Here is a 15,374-nt window from a genome sequence, read left to right as displayed (position 1 = left end):
GTCCGCCGCCTCAGAGGCGGTTGAGGACCCGGGTGAGCAGCTCGCCCATCCGGGCCGCCGAGTCGCGGCCCGCCTGGAGGACCTCCTCGTGGTTCAGCGGCTCGCCGGAGAGGCCCGCCGCCAGGTTGGTGACCAGGGAGATGCCCAGCACCTCGGCGCCCGCCTCACGGGCCGCGATGGCCTCCAGCACGGTGGACATGCCGACCAGGTCGCCGCCGAGCACGCGGACCATGTTGATCTCGGCCGGGGTCTCGTAGTGCGGCCCGGGGAACTGGACGTAGACGCCCTCCTCCAGCGTCGCGTCGACCTCCTTGCACAGCGCGCGCAGCCTCGGCGAGTACAGGTCGGTGAGGTCCACGAAGTTGGCGCCGACGATCGGGGAGGCGGCGGTCAGGTTGATGTGGTCGCTGATCAGCACCGGCTGGCCGGGGCGCATGCCCTGGCGCAGGCCGCCGCAGCCGTTGGTCAGCACGACGGTCTTGCAACCGGCGGCGACGGCGGTGCGCACCCCGTGCGCCACCGAGGCGACCCCGCGGCCCTCGTAGAAGTGGGTGCGGCCGAGGAAGACCAGGGCGCGCTTCTCGCCGAGCAGGTACGAGCGGATCTTGCCCCCGTGGCCCTCGACGGCCGGCGGCGGGAAGCCGGGCAGCTCGGTGACCGGGAACTCGGCCTCCGGCGCCCCGAGCGCGTCCACGGCCGGCGCCCAGCCGGAGCCCATGACCAGGGCGACGTCGTGGGTCTCGGCGCCGGTCAGCGCGCGGAGCCGCGCGGCGGCGTCGTCGGCGGCGGCGTAGGGGTCGCCCTGGAGGTGGTCCGGGGTGGCAGTTGCGTTCACAGAGTCTCTCGCCTCGCGAAGAACGTCGCCCCGGGCGGGCCAGGCCGACCGGGGTCCGGGGCCGGGGCCCCGGAGAAAACAGAATGCGGTACGCACAGAGCCTAGCCGCAGATTGCCTACGCGCGTAGATGACGTAGCCCACGGACTTGCGATCGTTGTCTTGTCGTTTCCCACAGGGGTGGGTGGGGCGGCTGGGGCGTCTGCGGTACCTGGGGCGCCTGCCCGGGCCGGGGCGTCTCAGGAAGCGGCTGAGCAGTCGGCTGGGGGGTCGGCCAGGTCGTCGGAGCGGCCGGCGTCGATGCGCGGCCACTGGGCTGTGGGGCGCCCGCCCTCCCCGTCCCGCAGCGGCCGCCAGTCCGGTGCGCCGCCGAGGGTCCGGGTGGCCTGCCCGAGGCGCGGCCAGGCTTCCGGAGAGTCCTCCCACTCCTCCTGGCGCCCGTACGCCGTGAGGTCCATGAGCGCGTAGCTGTAGTCCACCGCCTCCGCCCCACGGCGTCTGGTCCAGTACGTCTCGAAGACGCGGTCGCCGTCGCGCAGGTAGCACACCAGGTGGAACAGGCCGGGCTCCCGGCCGGTGAGGAGCGACCCGAGCGAGGGCTGGGCGGAGTACCACGGCATCTCCCACCCCATGAAGGCGCGGTAGCGCAGGCTCTCCTCGTACGACGTCCGCGCGTCCGCGAAGCCGTACGCGGTGTTCCGCCCCTGGCACAGCACGGCGAAGGTGATGTCGCGGGAGTGGAGATAGCTCAGCTCGCCCACATGGCTCATCACCCAGGTGCAGCCCTCACACTGCTCGGCGGCCGGCCGTCCGGGCCACCACATGAAGTAGTAGGCGATCAGCTGGCGCCGCCCCTCGAACGCGTCCAGGAGTGTCACGGGGCCGTCCGGTCCCAGAAGGGGACTGTCCGCGGCCACCTCGACCATCGGGAGCCTGCGTCGCGCGGCGGCGATCGCGTCTCCTTCGCGGGTGTGCGCCTTCTCCCTCGTACGCAGGTCTGCCAGCTGCCGCTCGAAGGTCGCGCGGTCGGCTACGGGCGGGTGCGCCTTGCTCGGCTTCTCGGACACGGGGGGCTCCCGGGATCACGTGCGGGGGTGTGCGTGGCGTGTGTCGCCGTGCGGCCGTCTCTGCCCCCTTTCCGCCGGAGGACCTGCCGAAGAAAGAGGTCAGCAGGGGCGCTTGCGGAGTTCCATGACGTAGTCGTGCGGGGCGCCCGCGGACTCGGCGGCGTCGGCCACCTCGCCGAGGTAGCGGGCGGAGGGCAGCCCGCCCTCGTAGCCGTTGAGCACGTAGACCCAGGCGGGCTCCTCGCCGTCCAGGGTGTGCACCCGTACCCGCATCCGCCGGTAGATGTCGAGGCCGACGCCCTCCCAGCGGTCCATGGAGTCCTCGTCCATCGGCGCGATGTCGTACAGCGCGACGAAGACCTGGGAGCGCGGCGCCTCCACGATGGTGGCCAGCGACCCCTCCCAGCCCATCTGCTCGCCGCCGAAGGTCAGCCGCCAGCCGTTGAGCCAGCCCGTGCCGCGCAGCGGGGAGTGCGGAGCGCGGCGGGTCATCAGCCGCGCGTCGAGGTTGCCGGCGTACGCGGCGTAGAGCGACATGGCATCGAGGGTACGGGAGGGGCGGCCGTGGGGCCCGTTCCGGCCGGAGGGCCACCCTACGGCCGCCCCCACTCCCGTACGGGAGTACGGGACCCGGCGGGAAGCACCCCGGTGCGTGCGGGACAATGGGACGCGTACCCCAGACCCTGCCGTGACGAGAGCGCGAGGCGTGACCCCTGTGACCCGGATCGTGATCATCGGTGGCGGACCCGGCGGATACGAGGCGGCCCTGGTGGCCGCCCAGCTCGGCGCGGAGGTGACCGTCGTGGACACCGACGGCCTCGGCGGGGCGTCCGTCCTGACCGACTGCGTCCCCTCCAAGACCCTGATCGCCACGGCCGAGGTGATGACCACCTTCGACTCCTCGCACGAGGAGCTGGGCATCATCGTCGCGGACGACACCCCGCACATCGAGCAGGCCGCCCGGATCGTCGGCGTGGACCTCGGCAAGGTCAACCGCCGGGTCAAGCGCCTCGCGCTCGCCCAGTCGCACGACATCACCGCCTCGGTCACCCGGGCCGGTGCCCGGGTGGTGCGCGGCCGGGGGCGGCTGGAGGGGCAGCAGACGTCGGACGGCTCCCGCCAGGTCGTGGTCCGGGCCGCGGACGGCTCCGAGGAGCGGCTGACCGCCGACGCGGTGCTGATCGCCACCGGCGGCCACCCGCGCGAGATCCCCGACGCCCAGCCCGACGGCGAGCGCATCCTCAACTGGACCCAGGTCTACGACCTCGACGAGCTCCCCGAGGAGCTGATCGTGGTCGGCTCCGGTGTCACCGGCGCCGAGTTCGCCGGGGCGTACCAGGCGCTGGGCTCCCGGGTCACCCTGGTCTCCTCGCGGGACCGGGTGCTGCCCGGCGAGGACCCAGACGCGGCGGCGGTGCTGGAGGACGTGTTCCGCCGGCGCGGGATGAACGTCATGGCCCGCTCGCGCGCGGCCTCCGCCAAGCGGGTGGGCGACCGGGTGGAGGTCACCCTCGCGGACGGCCGGGTCATCTCCGGCACCCACTGCCTGATGGCGGTCGGCGCCATCCCCAACACCGACGGGATGGGCCTGGAGGAGGCCGGGGTGCGGCTCACCGACTCCGGGCACGTCAAGACCGACAAGGTCTCGCGGACCTCGGCGCCCGGGGTGTACGCGGCCGGTGACGTCACCGGTGTCTTCGCGCTCGCCTCGGTCGCGGCCATGCAGGGCCGGATCGCGATGTACCACTTCCTGGGCGACGCGGTCACCCCGCTGAACCTCAAGGCGGTCTCGGCGAACGTCTTCACCGACCCGGAGATCGCCACCGTCGGCTACAGCCAGGCCGACGTGGACGCGGGCCGGATCGACGCCAAGGTGGTCAAGCTGCCGCTGCTGCGCAACCCGCGCGCCAAGATGCAGGGCATCCGGGACGGCTTCGTCAAGATCTTCTGCCGCCCGGGGACCGGGATCGTGGTCGGCGGCTGCGTGGTCGCCCCGCGCGCCAGCGAGCTGATCCACCCCATCTCGCTCGCGGTCGACAACAACCTGACGGTGGAGCAGATCGCCAAGGCGTTCACCGTGTACCCCTCGCTGTCGGGCTCGATCGCCGAGGTGGCCCGGCAGTTGCACACCCGGAAGGCCGAGGGCGGGGCGTAGGGGCATTTTCCGGCCGCGGTGCCGGGCGGCGGGGAACGGACAACCCCCGCCAACCCCCGGCAAGTCGGGGCGGTGAGCGGTCGGCAATCGCCGTCCGGGGTCAAGGAGCGTCAACGAGCGAGCCGTCTTATACCAGTTGGTGGGCGTCTCTGTTCGGAAATTCGCTTAACGGGCGCATTCCGCTGCGTGGGAATGGTCGCTGGGGTTACTGTCAGTTTCGTGTTCGCTGCAGAACGTCGTCAGTTGATCCTTGAAATGGTGCGCGCCAACGGGGCCGTGAGCCTCCGGGAGCTCGCCCGCGTCGTCCAGACCTCAGAAGTGACCGTACGGCGGGACGTACGGGCGCTGGAGGCCGAAGGACTCCTCGACCGCCGGCACGGTGGTGCGGTACTTCCCGGCGGCTTCACCCGGGAGTCCGGGCTCCCGCAGAAGTCGCACCTGGCCACGGCCGAGAAGACCGCCATCGCCGATGTGGCCGCCGGACTGGTGGGCGAGGGCGAGGCCATCGTGGTCGGCGCCGGGACCACCACCCAGGAGCTGGCCCGCCGGCTCGCCCGGGTGCCCGGCCTCACCGTGGTCACCAACTCGCTGCTGGTCGCCCAGGCCCTGGCGCACGCCAACCGGGTCGAGGTGGTGATGACCGGCGGCACCCTGCGCGGCTCCAACTACGCCCTGGTGGGCAGCGGGGCCGAGCAGTCCCTCCAGGGGCTGCGGGTCTCCCGGGCGTTCCTGTCCGGCAGCGGGCTGACCGCCGAGCGCGGGCTGTCCACCTCCAACATGCTCTCCGCCAGCGTGGACCGCGCCCTGGTGCAGGCCGCCGCGGAGGTGGTGGTGCTCGCCGACCACACCAAGCTGGGCACCGACACCATGTTCCAGACGGTGCCCACCGACCTGATCACCCGGCTGGTCACCGACGAGCCCCCGCCGCACGAGGACCGGGCCGGCACCGAGCTCCAGGCGCTCGCCGACCAGGGGGTCCAGATCACCGTCGCCGGCACCGGCCAGAGCGGCCCCGAGACCGCGCCGCCCAGCCGCCGGGCCCGCCAGGACGTGCCGCTGCCCGGCCAGCGGGGCCGCCACCCGGGCGCCCCCGGTCCGCTGCGCGGTGCCCCCGGCCCGCTGGCCGCCCCCGAGCCCCAGCCCGCCGAGCGCGCGGCCCGGGTGGCGGACCTGCGCCGCCGCTGAGCCTCCTCAGCCGACGAGTGAGGTCACGGCTTCAGCCCGCGCAGGGTCAGGGTCAGCAGCCGGTCGGCCAGCTGCGCGTCGGCCGGGCACTCCTCGGCGGCCAGGGCGATCGCGTTGGTCAGCTGCATCAGGTCGCCGATCGACACGTCCTCCCGTACCGCCCCGGACCGCTGGGCGCGCCGCAGCAGGGCGGCGCCCGCTGAGCCCAGCGGGGTGCTGCACTGGGAGAGCGCGGAGGTGGTGTCGTGCGAGGCGGACATCAGCTCCTTGGCCAGCCCCCGGTACTCACCGGCGTGGGTGACGATGGCCCGCAGCCACTCCACCAGCGCGGCGCACGGCTGCTCGGCCTCCGCCAGCTCCTGGGAGCGGGTGAGCAGGGCGTGCAGCGCCTCCTGGAAGACCGCGTTCATCAGCGCGTGCCGGTTGGGGAAGTGGCGGTAGAGCGTGCCGATGCCCACGCCCGCCCGGCGGGCCACCTCCTCCAGCGAGGCGTCGGTGCCGTGCTCGGCGAAGGCCAGCCGCGCCTCGCGCAGCAGCCGCTCCCGGTTGCGGCGGGCGTCGGCGCGCAGCGGACGCGGCTGCTCGGGCACCCGGTCCGCCGCCGTACTGGTCGCCATCGCGCGGTCCCTCCTCGTCGCGGCCCCGCCGCGCTCGCGGCGTGCTCTCCAGGAACTCCAGGATGCCATCGCGGGCTCGGACCCCGGCCGGTACCGGGAAATCACCGGGCGCGGGTGCGGCGGTACGGGAACGGGGCCCACCGGAAACAAACCGGTGGGCCCCGTTCCGTATCCGCGGAGTGCCGGAGGTCAGTCCTTGATCTCGCAGATCGCGGCGCCGGAGGTGATGGAGGCGCCGACCTCGGCGGTCAGGCCCTTGACGGTGCCGGAGCGGTGGGCGTTCAGCGGCTGCTCCATCTTCATGGCCTCCAGGACCACGATCAGCTCGCCCTCCTTGACCTCCTGGCCCTCCTCGACGGCCACCTTCACAATGGTGCCCTGCATGGGGGAGGCGAGGGTGTCGCCGGAGGCGGCCGGGCCGGACTTCTTGGCGGCCCGGCGCTTGGGCTTGGCGCCGGCGGCCAGCCCGGTGCGGGCCAGCGACATGCCCAGCGAGGACGGCAGGGAGACCTCCAGGCGCTTGCCGCCGACCTCCACCACGACCGTCTCGCGGCCCGGCTCCTCGTCCGACTCGGCGTCGGCCGGGGCGGCGAAGGGCTTGATCTCGTTGACGAACTCCGTCTCGATCCAGCGGGTGTGGACGGTGAACGGGTCGGCGGAACCGGTCAGCTCGGGGCCGAACGCCGGGTCGACCACCACGGCCCGGTGGAACGGGATGGCGGTGGCCATGCCCTCCACGGTGAACTCGGCCAGCGCCCGGGAGGCGCGCTGGAGGGCCTGCTGCCGGGTGGCGCCGGTGATGACCAGCTTGGCCAGCAGGGAGTCCCAGGCCGGGCCGATGACGCTGCCGGACTCCACGCCCGCGTCGAGGCGGACGCCGGGGCCGGTGGGCGGGTCGAAGAGGGTGACGGTGCCGGGGGCGGGCAGGAAGTTGCGGCCCGGGTCCTCGCCGTTGATGCGGAACTCGAAGGAGTGGCCGCGCACCGCGGGATCGCCGTAGCCGAGCTCCTCGCCGTCGGCGATGCGGAACATCTCGCGGACCAGGTCGATACCGGTGACCTCCTCGGTGACCGGGTGCTCGACCTGGAGGCGGGTGTTGACCTCCAGGAAGGAGATGGTGCCGTCGTTGCCGACCAGGAACTCCACCGTGCCGGCGCCGACGTAGCCGGCCTCCTTCAGGATGGCCTTGGAGGCGGCGTAGAGCTGCTTGTTCTGGTCCTCGGTGAGGAACGGCGCGGGGGCCTCCTCGACCAGCTTCTGGTGGCGGCGCTGGAGCGAGCAGTCACGGGTGGAGACGACGACCACGTTGCCGTGGGTGTCGGCCAGGCACTGGGTCTCCACGTGCCGGGGGCGGTCGAGGTAGCGCTCGACGAAGCACTCGCCGCGGCCGAAGGCGGCCACCGCCTCGCGGACGGCGGAGTCGTAGAGCTCGGGGACCTCCTCCAGGGTGCGGGCGACCTTCAGTCCGCGCCCGCCGCCGCCGAAGGCGGCCTTGATGGCGATCGGCAGGCCGTGCTCCTCGGCGAAGGCGACGACCTCGTCGGCCCCGGAGACCGGGTCGGGGGTGCCGGCCACCAGCGGGGCGCCGGCGCGCTGGGCGATGTGCCGGGCGGCCACCTTGTCGCCCAGGTCGCGGATGGCGTGCGGCGGCGGGCCGATCCAGGTCAGCCCGGCGTCCAGCACGGCCTGGGCGAACTCCGCGTTCTCCGACAGGAAGCCGTAGCCGGGGTGGACTGCGTCCGCCCCCGCGTCGGCGGCGGCCTGGAGCACCTTGGCGATGTCCAGGTAGCTGGTCGCCGGGGTGTCACCGCCCAGGGCGAACGCCTCGTCGGCCGCCCGGACGTGCAGGGCGTCCCGGTCCGGATCGGCGTAGACGGCCACGCTGGCGATCCCCGCGTCCCGGCAGGCCCGGGCGACACGGACAGCGATTTCGCCACGGTTGGCGATGAGCACCTTGCGCACGATGGCTCCCTCCTTGAAACAAGCTGAGTTTAGGGACTGCCGACACGGCCTCACGACCCGTCCCCAGGGGTGAGCTTGCCCACACGGAGCGTGATTCGAGGCGTGCCGTATGCGGAAAAATCCTTGTCGCACCACGTTACGCAGGGCTTCTGGACGGAACAGTAACCGCCCGGTGTGGCCCAGGTCTCTGTCTGCCGGTCCAGCGCCGCGTCCCGATTCTTTGTGGAGTCCCTACCAATGGCGGAACGGATTCCTCTGAGCGGCGCGCCCGAGGCGATCTCCGAGGCCGGCCCTGGTCCACCCCCTTGTCCTGGCCATTACCACTCAGTAGCCTGCCCGGCACCGGTCACTACCGCCGGTAAGAGGAGACATCAGCGGGAGTAGGAGGGGGTTCCATGGGGGCCCGTCGAGCCATCGCCCTGGCGGCCGGGGTCGTGCTGCTGCTGGAAGCGGTCGGCACGGTGCTGCTGCATCTGGTGCTCGCCTCTGTGATGGGCGGCCAGCAGATGTCCCTGGACGGCCTCGACCCCGACCACATGGTCACCGGGATCTGGGTGCTGGGGGCGGTGTTCGGCGCGTTCCTGGCGCTCTGCGGGGTGCTGCTGCTGGTGGTGGGGGTACGGGACCAGCCGCCGACCCGGCCGGTGCGGATCGTGCTGATCGCCTGCGCCATCGTGCACGGGGTGCTGGGCGCGGTGGCGGTGGGGCTGGTCGGCTGGACCGCGTTCGCCCTGATGATGCTGGTCCTGGCGCTGCTGGTGGCCGCGCTGGTGCTGTATGCCCCCGACCTGCCGGACCGCCGCCCGGGCCCCGTCCCGGCGGAGGGCGACCCCGGGGCGGGCCCGGACGGCGGCGGGCGCCCGGCCCCGGCGTAGGGTCGCGGCCCGCGTACGAGGGGTGGCTCAGGCCCAGAGGTCGGTGATGGCCACGCCCAGCTCGGCCAGCAGCCGGCGCAGCAGCGGCAGGGACAGCCCGATGACGTTGCCCGGGTCGCCGTCCACGCCCTCGATGAACGGGGCGGACCGGCCGTCCAGCGTGAAGGCGCCCGCCACGTGCAGGGGCTCCCCGCTGGCCACGTACGCGGCGATCTCCTCGTCCGTCGGCTCGCCGAAGCGGACGACGGTGGACGCGGTGGCGGAGGCGTACCGCTTGGCGGCGGTGTCGTAGACGCAGTGCCCGGTCTGGAGCACGCCCGCCCGGCCGCGCATCTCCTTCCAGCGGGCGGTGGCCTCCGCCGAGTCGGCCGGCTTGCCCAGTGCCCGCTTGTCCAGCTCCAGCACCGAATCGCAGCCGATCACCAGGGCGCCGGCCACCTCGGGCCGGGCGGCCACCCGGGAGGCCTTGGCCTCGGCCAGCGCGAGCGCCAGTTCGGCGGGGGTGGGGGCGGTGATCGCGTCCTCGTCCACCCCGCTGACGATGACCTCGGGGGCGAGGCCGGCCTGCCGGAGCAGACCGAGGCGGGCGGGGGACGCGGAGGCCAGCACAAGGCGGCGGCGAGCGGCGATGGTCATGCCAGGGAGGGTACTGATCCACTCCGGCGGGCGCGGACACGGCCGGGGCGGGCGGGGGTGACCAGGCCCACGCGGGCCCCGGAGGAGGCTGAGTACGCGTACTCAGGCGGGCGGCGGGGCGGCGGCCGCAGGATCGAAGGCATGCTGTGGTCCGACCCGGAGAACGAGCCGCCCGAGGAGATGCGCGACATGCAGGCCATGCTGCGACGCGCGGGTGTCCTGCTGGCCCTGGCGATGGTGGTGCTGATGTTCGTCACCGGGCTGCGTTAGCGGCGGCCGCCCATGCCAGAGGGCCCGCACCCGCGCCGGGTACGGGCCCTCTCACCGATACCGCTGTCCTCAGGCCGGCCAGTAGGAGCGGGTCCAGGAGCGCGGGCCCGGCTGGGGGCGGCGGCCGCGGGCGATCCTGGCCGGGTCGGACCAGCCCTCCGGGGCGTGCGGCGGGCCGTCGGAGGCGGCCGCGGCATCGGCCGCCGCGCGGGCCCGGACCACCGCGAGGGCGGCGGCCAGCTCCTCCGGGGTCGGGTTGCCCCGTACGACTCTGATCATGGGAACCTCCTCGTGGTGCTGCGGGACGCGACGCTCACACGGGTACCCCCGCCCTACAGCGGGATGTTGCCGTGCTTCTTCGGCGGCAGGCTCTCCCGCTTGGTGCGCAGCTGGCGCAGCCCCTTGACCAGGTGCGCCCGGGTGTCCGAGGGCATGATCACCGCGTCCACATAGCCGCGCTCGGCCGCCGTGTACGGGTTGAGCAGGGTGTCCTCGTACTCCTGGATCAGCCGCGCCCGGGTCGCCTCGCCATCACCGGAGGACTCCGCCTCGGCGATGGTGCGGCGGTGCAGGATGTTGACGGCGCCCTGGGCGCCCATCACGGCGATCTGCGCGGTGGGCCAGGCCAGGTTGAGGTCGGCGCCCAGGTGCTTGGAGCCCATCACGTCGTACGCCCCGCCGAAGGCCTTGCGGGTGATCACCGTGATCAGCGGCACCGTCGCCTCGGCGTAGGCGTAGATCAGCTTGGCGCCGCGCCGGATGATCCCGCCGTACTCCTGGTCCACGCCCGGCAGGAAGCCTGGCACGTCCACGAAGGTGATGACCGGGATGTTGAAGGCGTCGCAGGTGCGGACGAAGCGCGCGGCCTTCTCCGAGGCGTCGATGTCCAGGCAACCGGCCAGCTGCATCGGCTGGTTGGCGACCACGCCCACCGGGTAGCCCTCGACCCGCCCGAAGCCGGTGACGATGTTCGGCGCGAACATCCCCTGGGTCTCCAGGAACTCCGCGTCGTCCAGCACGTGTTCGATGACGGTGTGCACGTCGTACGGCTGGTTGGCGCTGTCCGGGACCAGGGTGTCCAGCTCCCGGTCCTCGTCGGTGGGGGCCAGGTCGGCCTCCTCCGGGAAGGACGGGGCCTCGGTCAGGTTGTTCGACGGCAGGTACGACAGCAGCGACTTGACGTACTCGATGGCGTCCTTCTCGTCGCCCGCCATGTGGTGCGCCACACCCGAGGTGGTGTTGTGCGTCCGGGCGCCGCCCAGCTCCTCGAAGCCCACGTCCTCGCCGGTCACCGTCTTGATGACGTCCGGTCCGGTGATGAACATGTGCGAGGTCTGGTCCACCATCACGGTGAAGTCGGTGATGGCCGGCGAGTAGACCGCGCCGCCCGCGCAGGGGCCGACGACCAGGCTGATCTGCGGGATCACCCCGGAGGCATGGGTGTTGCGGCGGAAGATCTCGCCGTACAGGCCGAGCGCCATCACGCCCTCCTGGATACGGGCGCCGCCGGAGTCGTTGATCCCGATCACCGGGCAGCCCGTCTTCAGCGCGAAGTCCATCACCTTGACGATCTTCTGCCCGTAGACCTCGCCCAGCGCCCCGCCGAACACCGTGAAGTCCTGCGAGAAGACCGCGACCGGGCGGCCGTCCACCGTGCCGTAGCCGGTGACCACCCCGTCGCCGTAGGGGCGGTTGGCCTCCAGACCGAACGCGGTCGAGCGGTGCCGGGCGAACTCGTCCAGCTCCACGAAGGAGTCCTCGTCCAGCAGCAGCGCGACCCGCTCACGGGCGGTCAGCTTGCCCTTGGCGTGCTGCTTCTCGACGGCGCGCGCCGATCCGGCGTGGGTGGCCTCCTCGATACGGCGCCGGAGGTCCGCGAGCTTGCCCGCGGTGGTGTGGATGTCGATCGGGACCCCGGACGCGGACTCACCGGGCCGCGGCCCTCCGGTCTGGGGCTCCTGGGGCTGCGGGGACGTCTTGGCCGGCTCGGACATCGGGATGCGGCTCCCTGCCTGGTCGGGGACCTGGTCGTGGACGGTTGAGTCGTGGACGGTTGATCGATCGCCGGTTACGGGGCGGATCGCCCTGGTCACGGGGACGACGGCTACTGGCCCGTAGCGTATCGGCGGGGCGGGTCTCCGGCAGTGCGGTGTTTGCCACACCTACGCTGACTTGCATGACGCCCGCACAGCCCGCACACGGTTCTTCTTCTCCTGGTGGAAGCGGCGGCGGCAGCCGCTGGTCCGACCTCGAACGGCCGCCGCTCGACGAGGGGGCGCTGCGCCGCGCCCTGGTCCGCCCCGGCTCCCTGTGGACCTCCCTCGACGTGGTCGCCGCCACCGGCTCCACCAACTCCGACCTGTCCGCCCGCGCCGCCGAGCTCCCCGAGGGCGCGGTGCTGGTCGCCGAGGAGCAGACCGCCGGGCGCGGCCGGCTCGACCGCTCCTGGTCCGCGCCCGCCCGCTCCGGGCTCTTCTTCTCCGTCCTGCTGAGGCCGGACGTCCCGGTGGAGCGCCTGGCCTGGCTGCCGCTGCTCACCGGGGTGGCCGCCGCCACCGCGCTGGCCCGCGCCGCCGGGGCGGACACCGCCCTCAAATGGCCCAACGACCTGCTGGTGACCGTCGGCGGCGAGGAGCGCAAGACCGGCGGCATCCTCGCGGAGCGGGCCGGCGACGGCGGCGCGGTCGTCATCGGCCTGGGCCTCAACGTCAGCCTGCGCGCCGAGGAGCTGCCCGTTCACACGGCCGGATCACTGGCCCTGGCCGACGCCATCTCCACCGACCGCGACCCGCTGCTGCGGGCCGTACTGCGCTCGCTGGAGGAGTGGTACGGGCAGTGGACCGCCGCCAACGGCGACCCGGCCGCCTCCGGGCTCCAGGAGGCGTACGCCGCCGGCTGCGCCACCCTCGGCCGCTCGGTCCGCGCCGAGCTGCCGGGTGAGCGCACCCTGGTGGGCGAGGCGATCGCCCTGGACGGCGAGGGCCGGCTGGTGGTGGCCACCGAGGGCGGCGGCCAGGAGGCCGTCAGCGCCGGGGACATCGTCCACGTACGGACCGGGACCGGCGGCTGACCGCCGCGGCTCCGGCGGGGCGGTCAACGGACCGGGACCGGAAGCCGGCCGCCGCGGCTCCGGCGGGCCCCGGGCGGAGCTGATCCTTCCGCCCCGCCCGGGGCCGGAGGGGAGCCTGATCGGAGCCGGACCCGGGGTCGGATCGGGGCGGGACGAGGCCCAAACGAGCGCCGGACCAGCGAGTACGGCGTCGGGACCGGTCGGAGGCCCGGGCGGCCCATCAGGACGTGAGCCAGGGCACACCTGCCGTATCGTGGACCGCGATCCAGCGACAGATCGGCAGAACAGTGCGCACGGAACGGGCAGGAGGCGGCCGGTGACCGTCGACGACGCGAACCCCGACCGGCCGGAGCCCGGCTCCGGTACCGGTTCCGGCAGCGGCCCCGTCCACCGTTCCCGCACCGGCCCCGAACCCCGTTCCGGTACCGGTTCCGCCCGTCGTTCCGGCTCCGGCGCCCCGGACCCCTCCCACTCCGGGACCGAGCCGTACCGCTCAGGATCCGGCTCGGAGGCTGGGACCGGGGCCGGGGCCGAGAGCGACTCCGGCACCGGAGGCGACTCCGGGTCCGAGGCCGCGCCCGAGGACTCCCCGTCCCCGCGCTCCGGGGACGAGAGCCGGCCGGGCACCGCCTCCCGTACGGAGCACCGCTCCGGGGCGGCCGGGGAGGGCGCCGCGTACCCGACCCCGCACCATGTGGTCGACCACACCGCCGAGCCGACCGACGATCCGCTCGCCATCCGGCTGGAGCAGCTGATCCTCGGCGCCGACCGCCGCTACACCCCCTTCCAGGCGGCCCGCACCGCCGGGGTCTCCATGGACCTCGCCTCCCGCTTCTGGCGGGCCATGGGTTTCGCCGACATCGGCCAGGCCAAGGCGCTCACCGAGGCCGATGTCCTGGCGCTGCGCCGGCTGGCCGGTCTGGTGGAGGCCGGGCTGCTCAGCGAGCCGATGGCGGTGCAGGTGGCCCGCTCCACCGGGCAGACCACCGCCCGGCTGGCCGAATGGCAGATCGACTCCTTCCTGGAGGGCCTGACCGAGCCGCCCGAGCCCGGGATGACCCGGACCGAGGTCACCTATCCGCTGGTCGAGCTGCTGCTGCCGGAGCTCCAGGAGTTCCTGGTGTACGTGTGGCGGCGGCAGCTCGCGGCCGCCACGGGCCGGGTGGTGCAGGCCGCCGACGACGAGGAGATGGTGGACCGGCGGCTGGCGGTCGGCTTCGCGGACCTGGTGGGCTTCACCCGGCTGACCCGCCGGCTGGAGGAGGAGGAGCTCGGCGAGCTGGTCGAGGCCTTCGAGACCACCTGCGCCGACCTGGTGGCCGCGCACGGCGGCCGGCTGATCAAGACCCTCGGCGACGAGGTGCTGTACGCGGCCGACGACTCCGGTACCGCCGCCGAGATCGGCGTACGGCTGATCGAGACCCTGTCGCAGGACGAGACCATGCCCGCGCTGCGGGTCGGGATCGCCTTCGGCACCGTGGCGACCCGGATGGGCGATGTCTTCGGCACCACGGTGAACCTGGCCAGCCGGCTCACCTCGATAGCCCCCAAGGACGCCGTGCTGGTGGACGGGGCCTTCGCCGAGGAGCTGATCCGCACCGGCGAGGCCCCGGTCTCCGAGACCGAGGCGGCCGAGGCCGCGGCCCGCGCCGAGAAGGAGGGCGAGACCCCGCCCTCGTACCGCTTCGCCCTCCAGCCGATGTGGCAGCGCCCGGTCCGCGGGCTCGGGGTGATCGAACCCTGGCTGCTGACCCGCCGGACACCTAGGATCCCCGGATAACGTCCGTTGACCGGGAGGGTGCGTCCGCATGGCAGAGCAGGCAGCCGGGCCAGTGGGGTCAGAGGGATCGACGGGATCCGAGGGGTCCGAGCGGCGCTTCGGGGAGTACGTCGTCGTGCGCCGGCACGGGTACGTGGCCGAGCTGGTGCTGGACCGGCCGAAGGCGATGAACGCGGTCTCCACCGAGATGGCCCGCTCGCTGGGTGCCGCCTGCGAGGCGCTGGCCGCCGACCCGGCCGCCCGGGTCACCGTGCTGACCTCCTCGAACGACCGGGCCTTCTGCGTGGGCGCCGACCTCAAGGAGCGCAACTCCTTCAGCGACGCCGAGCTGGTGCGCCAGCGCCCGGTTGCCCGTGCCGCGTACACCGGGGTGCTGGAGCTGCCGATGCCGACCGTCGCCGCCGTGCACGGCTACGCGCTGGGCGGCGGCTTCGAGCTGGCGCTGGCCTGCGATCTGATCGTGGCCGACGCCAGTGCGGTGGTCGGGCTGCCGGAGGTGTCGGTGGGGGTGATCCCGGGCGGCGGCGGTACGCAGCTGCTGCCCCGCCGGGTCGGCGCGGCCCGGGCGGCGGAGCTGGTCTTCACCGCCCGCCGGGTCGAGGCGGCCGAGGCCCTGCGGCTCGGCCTGGTGGACGAGCTGGCCGAGGAGGCCCGTACCGCCGCGCTGGAGCTGGCCGGGCGGATCGCCGCCAACTCGCCGGTGGGGCTGCGTGCCGCCAAGCGGGCGCTGCGGCTGGGCCACGGCATGGACCTGCGGGCCGGTCTTGAGGTGGAGGACGCGGCCTGGCGCTCGGTGGCCTTCTCCGGCGACCGGGCCGAGGGCGTGGCCGCCTTCAACGAGAAGCGCAAGCCGGCCTGGCCGGGGGAGTAGTCCTCTCCGGGAGGGGAAGGCGGCCCGGGGGCCGGGTGGCGGGCGGCCGATCG

The 15,374-nt window shown here is 73.6% G+C and carries 15 protein-coding genes; 7 read left to right on the top strand and 8 right to left on the bottom strand.

Annotated elements, in window-relative coordinates; translation table 11 throughout:
• Positions 1–10: 10 nt before the first annotated feature.
• The 3 genes from M1O15_RS26955 to M1O15_RS26945 all read right to left on the bottom strand — a co-directional run bounded on the left by M1O15_RS26955 (position 11) and on the right by M1O15_RS26945 (position 2,437).
• Positions 11–835 (bottom strand): purine-nucleoside phosphorylase, encoded by an 825-nt coding sequence (locus M1O15_RS26955; protein ID WP_248636789.1) that lies wholly within the window; start codon positions 833–835, stop codon positions 11–13.
• A 237-nt stretch (positions 836–1,072) separates the two neighbouring features.
• Positions 1,073–1,900: a DUF899 family protein gene (locus M1O15_RS26950; protein WP_248636788.1), complete on the bottom strand. Its 828-nt coding sequence runs from the start codon at positions 1,898–1,900 to the stop codon at positions 1,073–1,075.
• 99 nt (positions 1,901–1,999) lie between these two features.
• Entirely contained in the window at positions 2,000–2,437 is a 438-nt protein-coding gene (locus M1O15_RS26945) for a gamma-glutamylcyclotransferase family protein (protein ID WP_248636787.1), read from the bottom strand.
• Positions 2,438–2,606: 169 nt separating this feature from the next.
• Here M1O15_RS26945 and M1O15_RS26940 point away from each other — a divergent pair, with 169 nt between their 5' ends.
• A complete protein-coding gene (locus M1O15_RS26940; protein WP_372499593.1) occupies positions 2,607–4,055 on the top strand; it encodes an NAD(P)H-quinone dehydrogenase in 1,449 nt (482 codons plus the stop codon).
• 255 nt (positions 4,056–4,310) lie between these two features.
• A complete protein-coding gene (locus M1O15_RS26935) occupies positions 4,311–5,240 on the top strand; it encodes a DeoR/GlpR family DNA-binding transcription regulator (protein WP_248636841.1) in 930 nt (309 codons plus the stop codon).
• Positions 5,241–5,263: 23 nt separating this feature from the next.
• Here M1O15_RS26935 and M1O15_RS26930 read toward each other — a convergent pair whose 3' ends face one another.
• Together M1O15_RS26930 and M1O15_RS26925 are read right to left on the bottom strand one after the other, a co-directional pair.
• Positions 5,264–5,857: a TetR/AcrR family transcriptional regulator gene (locus tag M1O15_RS26930; RefSeq protein ID WP_248636786.1), complete on the bottom strand. Its 594-nt coding sequence runs from the start codon at positions 5,855–5,857 to the stop codon at positions 5,264–5,266.
• Between the two features lie 189 nt (positions 5,858–6,046).
• Positions 6,047–7,819, bottom strand: coding sequence for an acetyl/propionyl/methylcrotonyl-CoA carboxylase subunit alpha (locus M1O15_RS26925; protein ID WP_248636785.1), 1,773 nt, complete (start codon positions 7,817–7,819; stop codon positions 6,047–6,049).
• A gap of 395 nt (positions 7,820–8,214) precedes the next feature.
• Here M1O15_RS26925 and M1O15_RS26920 point away from each other — a divergent pair, with 395 nt between their 5' ends.
• Complete coding sequence (locus M1O15_RS26920; RefSeq protein WP_248636784.1) at positions 8,215–8,694, top strand: hypothetical protein; 480 nt, start codon at positions 8,215–8,217, stop codon at positions 8,692–8,694.
• A 27-nt stretch (positions 8,695–8,721) separates the two neighbouring features.
• Here M1O15_RS26920 and M1O15_RS26915 read toward each other — a convergent pair whose 3' ends face one another.
• Positions 8,722–9,330: a Maf family protein gene (locus M1O15_RS26915; RefSeq protein WP_248636783.1), complete on the bottom strand. Its 609-nt coding sequence runs from the start codon at positions 9,328–9,330 to the stop codon at positions 8,722–8,724.
• 141 nt (positions 9,331–9,471) lie between these two features.
• Here M1O15_RS26915 and mmpB point away from each other — a divergent pair, with 141 nt between their 5' ends.
• Positions 9,472–9,600 (top strand): morphogenic membrane protein MmpB, encoded by a 129-nt coding sequence (gene mmpB, locus M1O15_RS31520; RefSeq protein ID WP_282577309.1) that lies wholly within the window; start codon positions 9,472–9,474, stop codon positions 9,598–9,600.
• A 69-nt stretch (positions 9,601–9,669) separates the two neighbouring features.
• Here mmpB and M1O15_RS26910 read toward each other — a convergent pair whose 3' ends face one another.
• Positions 9,670–9,879, bottom strand: coding sequence for an acyl-CoA carboxylase epsilon subunit (locus M1O15_RS26910; protein ID WP_248636782.1), 210 nt, complete (start codon positions 9,877–9,879; stop codon positions 9,670–9,672).
• 53 nt (positions 9,880–9,932) lie between these two features.
• A complete protein-coding gene (locus tag M1O15_RS26905; protein ID WP_248636781.1) occupies positions 9,933–11,594 on the bottom strand; it encodes an acyl-CoA carboxylase subunit beta in 1,662 nt (553 codons plus the stop codon).
• Positions 11,595–11,776: 182 nt separating this feature from the next.
• On the opposite strand from M1O15_RS26905, the gene M1O15_RS26900 reads away from it, so the two are divergent.
• The 3 genes from M1O15_RS26900 to M1O15_RS26890 all read left to right on the top strand — a co-directional run bounded on the left by M1O15_RS26900 (position 11,777) and on the right by M1O15_RS26890 (position 15,321).
• A complete protein-coding gene (locus M1O15_RS26900) occupies positions 11,777–12,670 on the top strand; it encodes a biotin--[acetyl-CoA-carboxylase] ligase (protein ID WP_248636780.1) in 894 nt (297 codons plus the stop codon).
• Between the two features lie 316 nt (positions 12,671–12,986).
• Positions 12,987–14,450 carry an adenylate/guanylate cyclase domain-containing protein gene (locus M1O15_RS26895; protein WP_248636779.1) on the top strand — a complete coding sequence of 488 codons (1,464 nt, stop codon included), beginning with the start codon at positions 12,987–12,989 and terminating at the stop codon, positions 14,448–14,450.
• Positions 14,451–14,478: 28 nt separating this feature from the next.
• Positions 14,479–15,321, top strand: coding sequence for an enoyl-CoA hydratase/isomerase family protein (locus tag M1O15_RS26890; protein WP_248636778.1), 843 nt, complete (start codon positions 14,479–14,481; stop codon positions 15,319–15,321).
• The last annotated feature ends 53 nt before the right edge of the window (positions 15,322–15,374 follow it).

The organism is Streptomyces lichenis, from assembly GCF_023218175.1.
GTDB lineage: Bacteria > Actinomycetota > Actinomycetes > Streptomycetales > Streptomycetaceae > Streptomyces > Streptomyces lichenis.
This window is presented reverse-complemented; position numbering and strand designations above follow the sequence as displayed.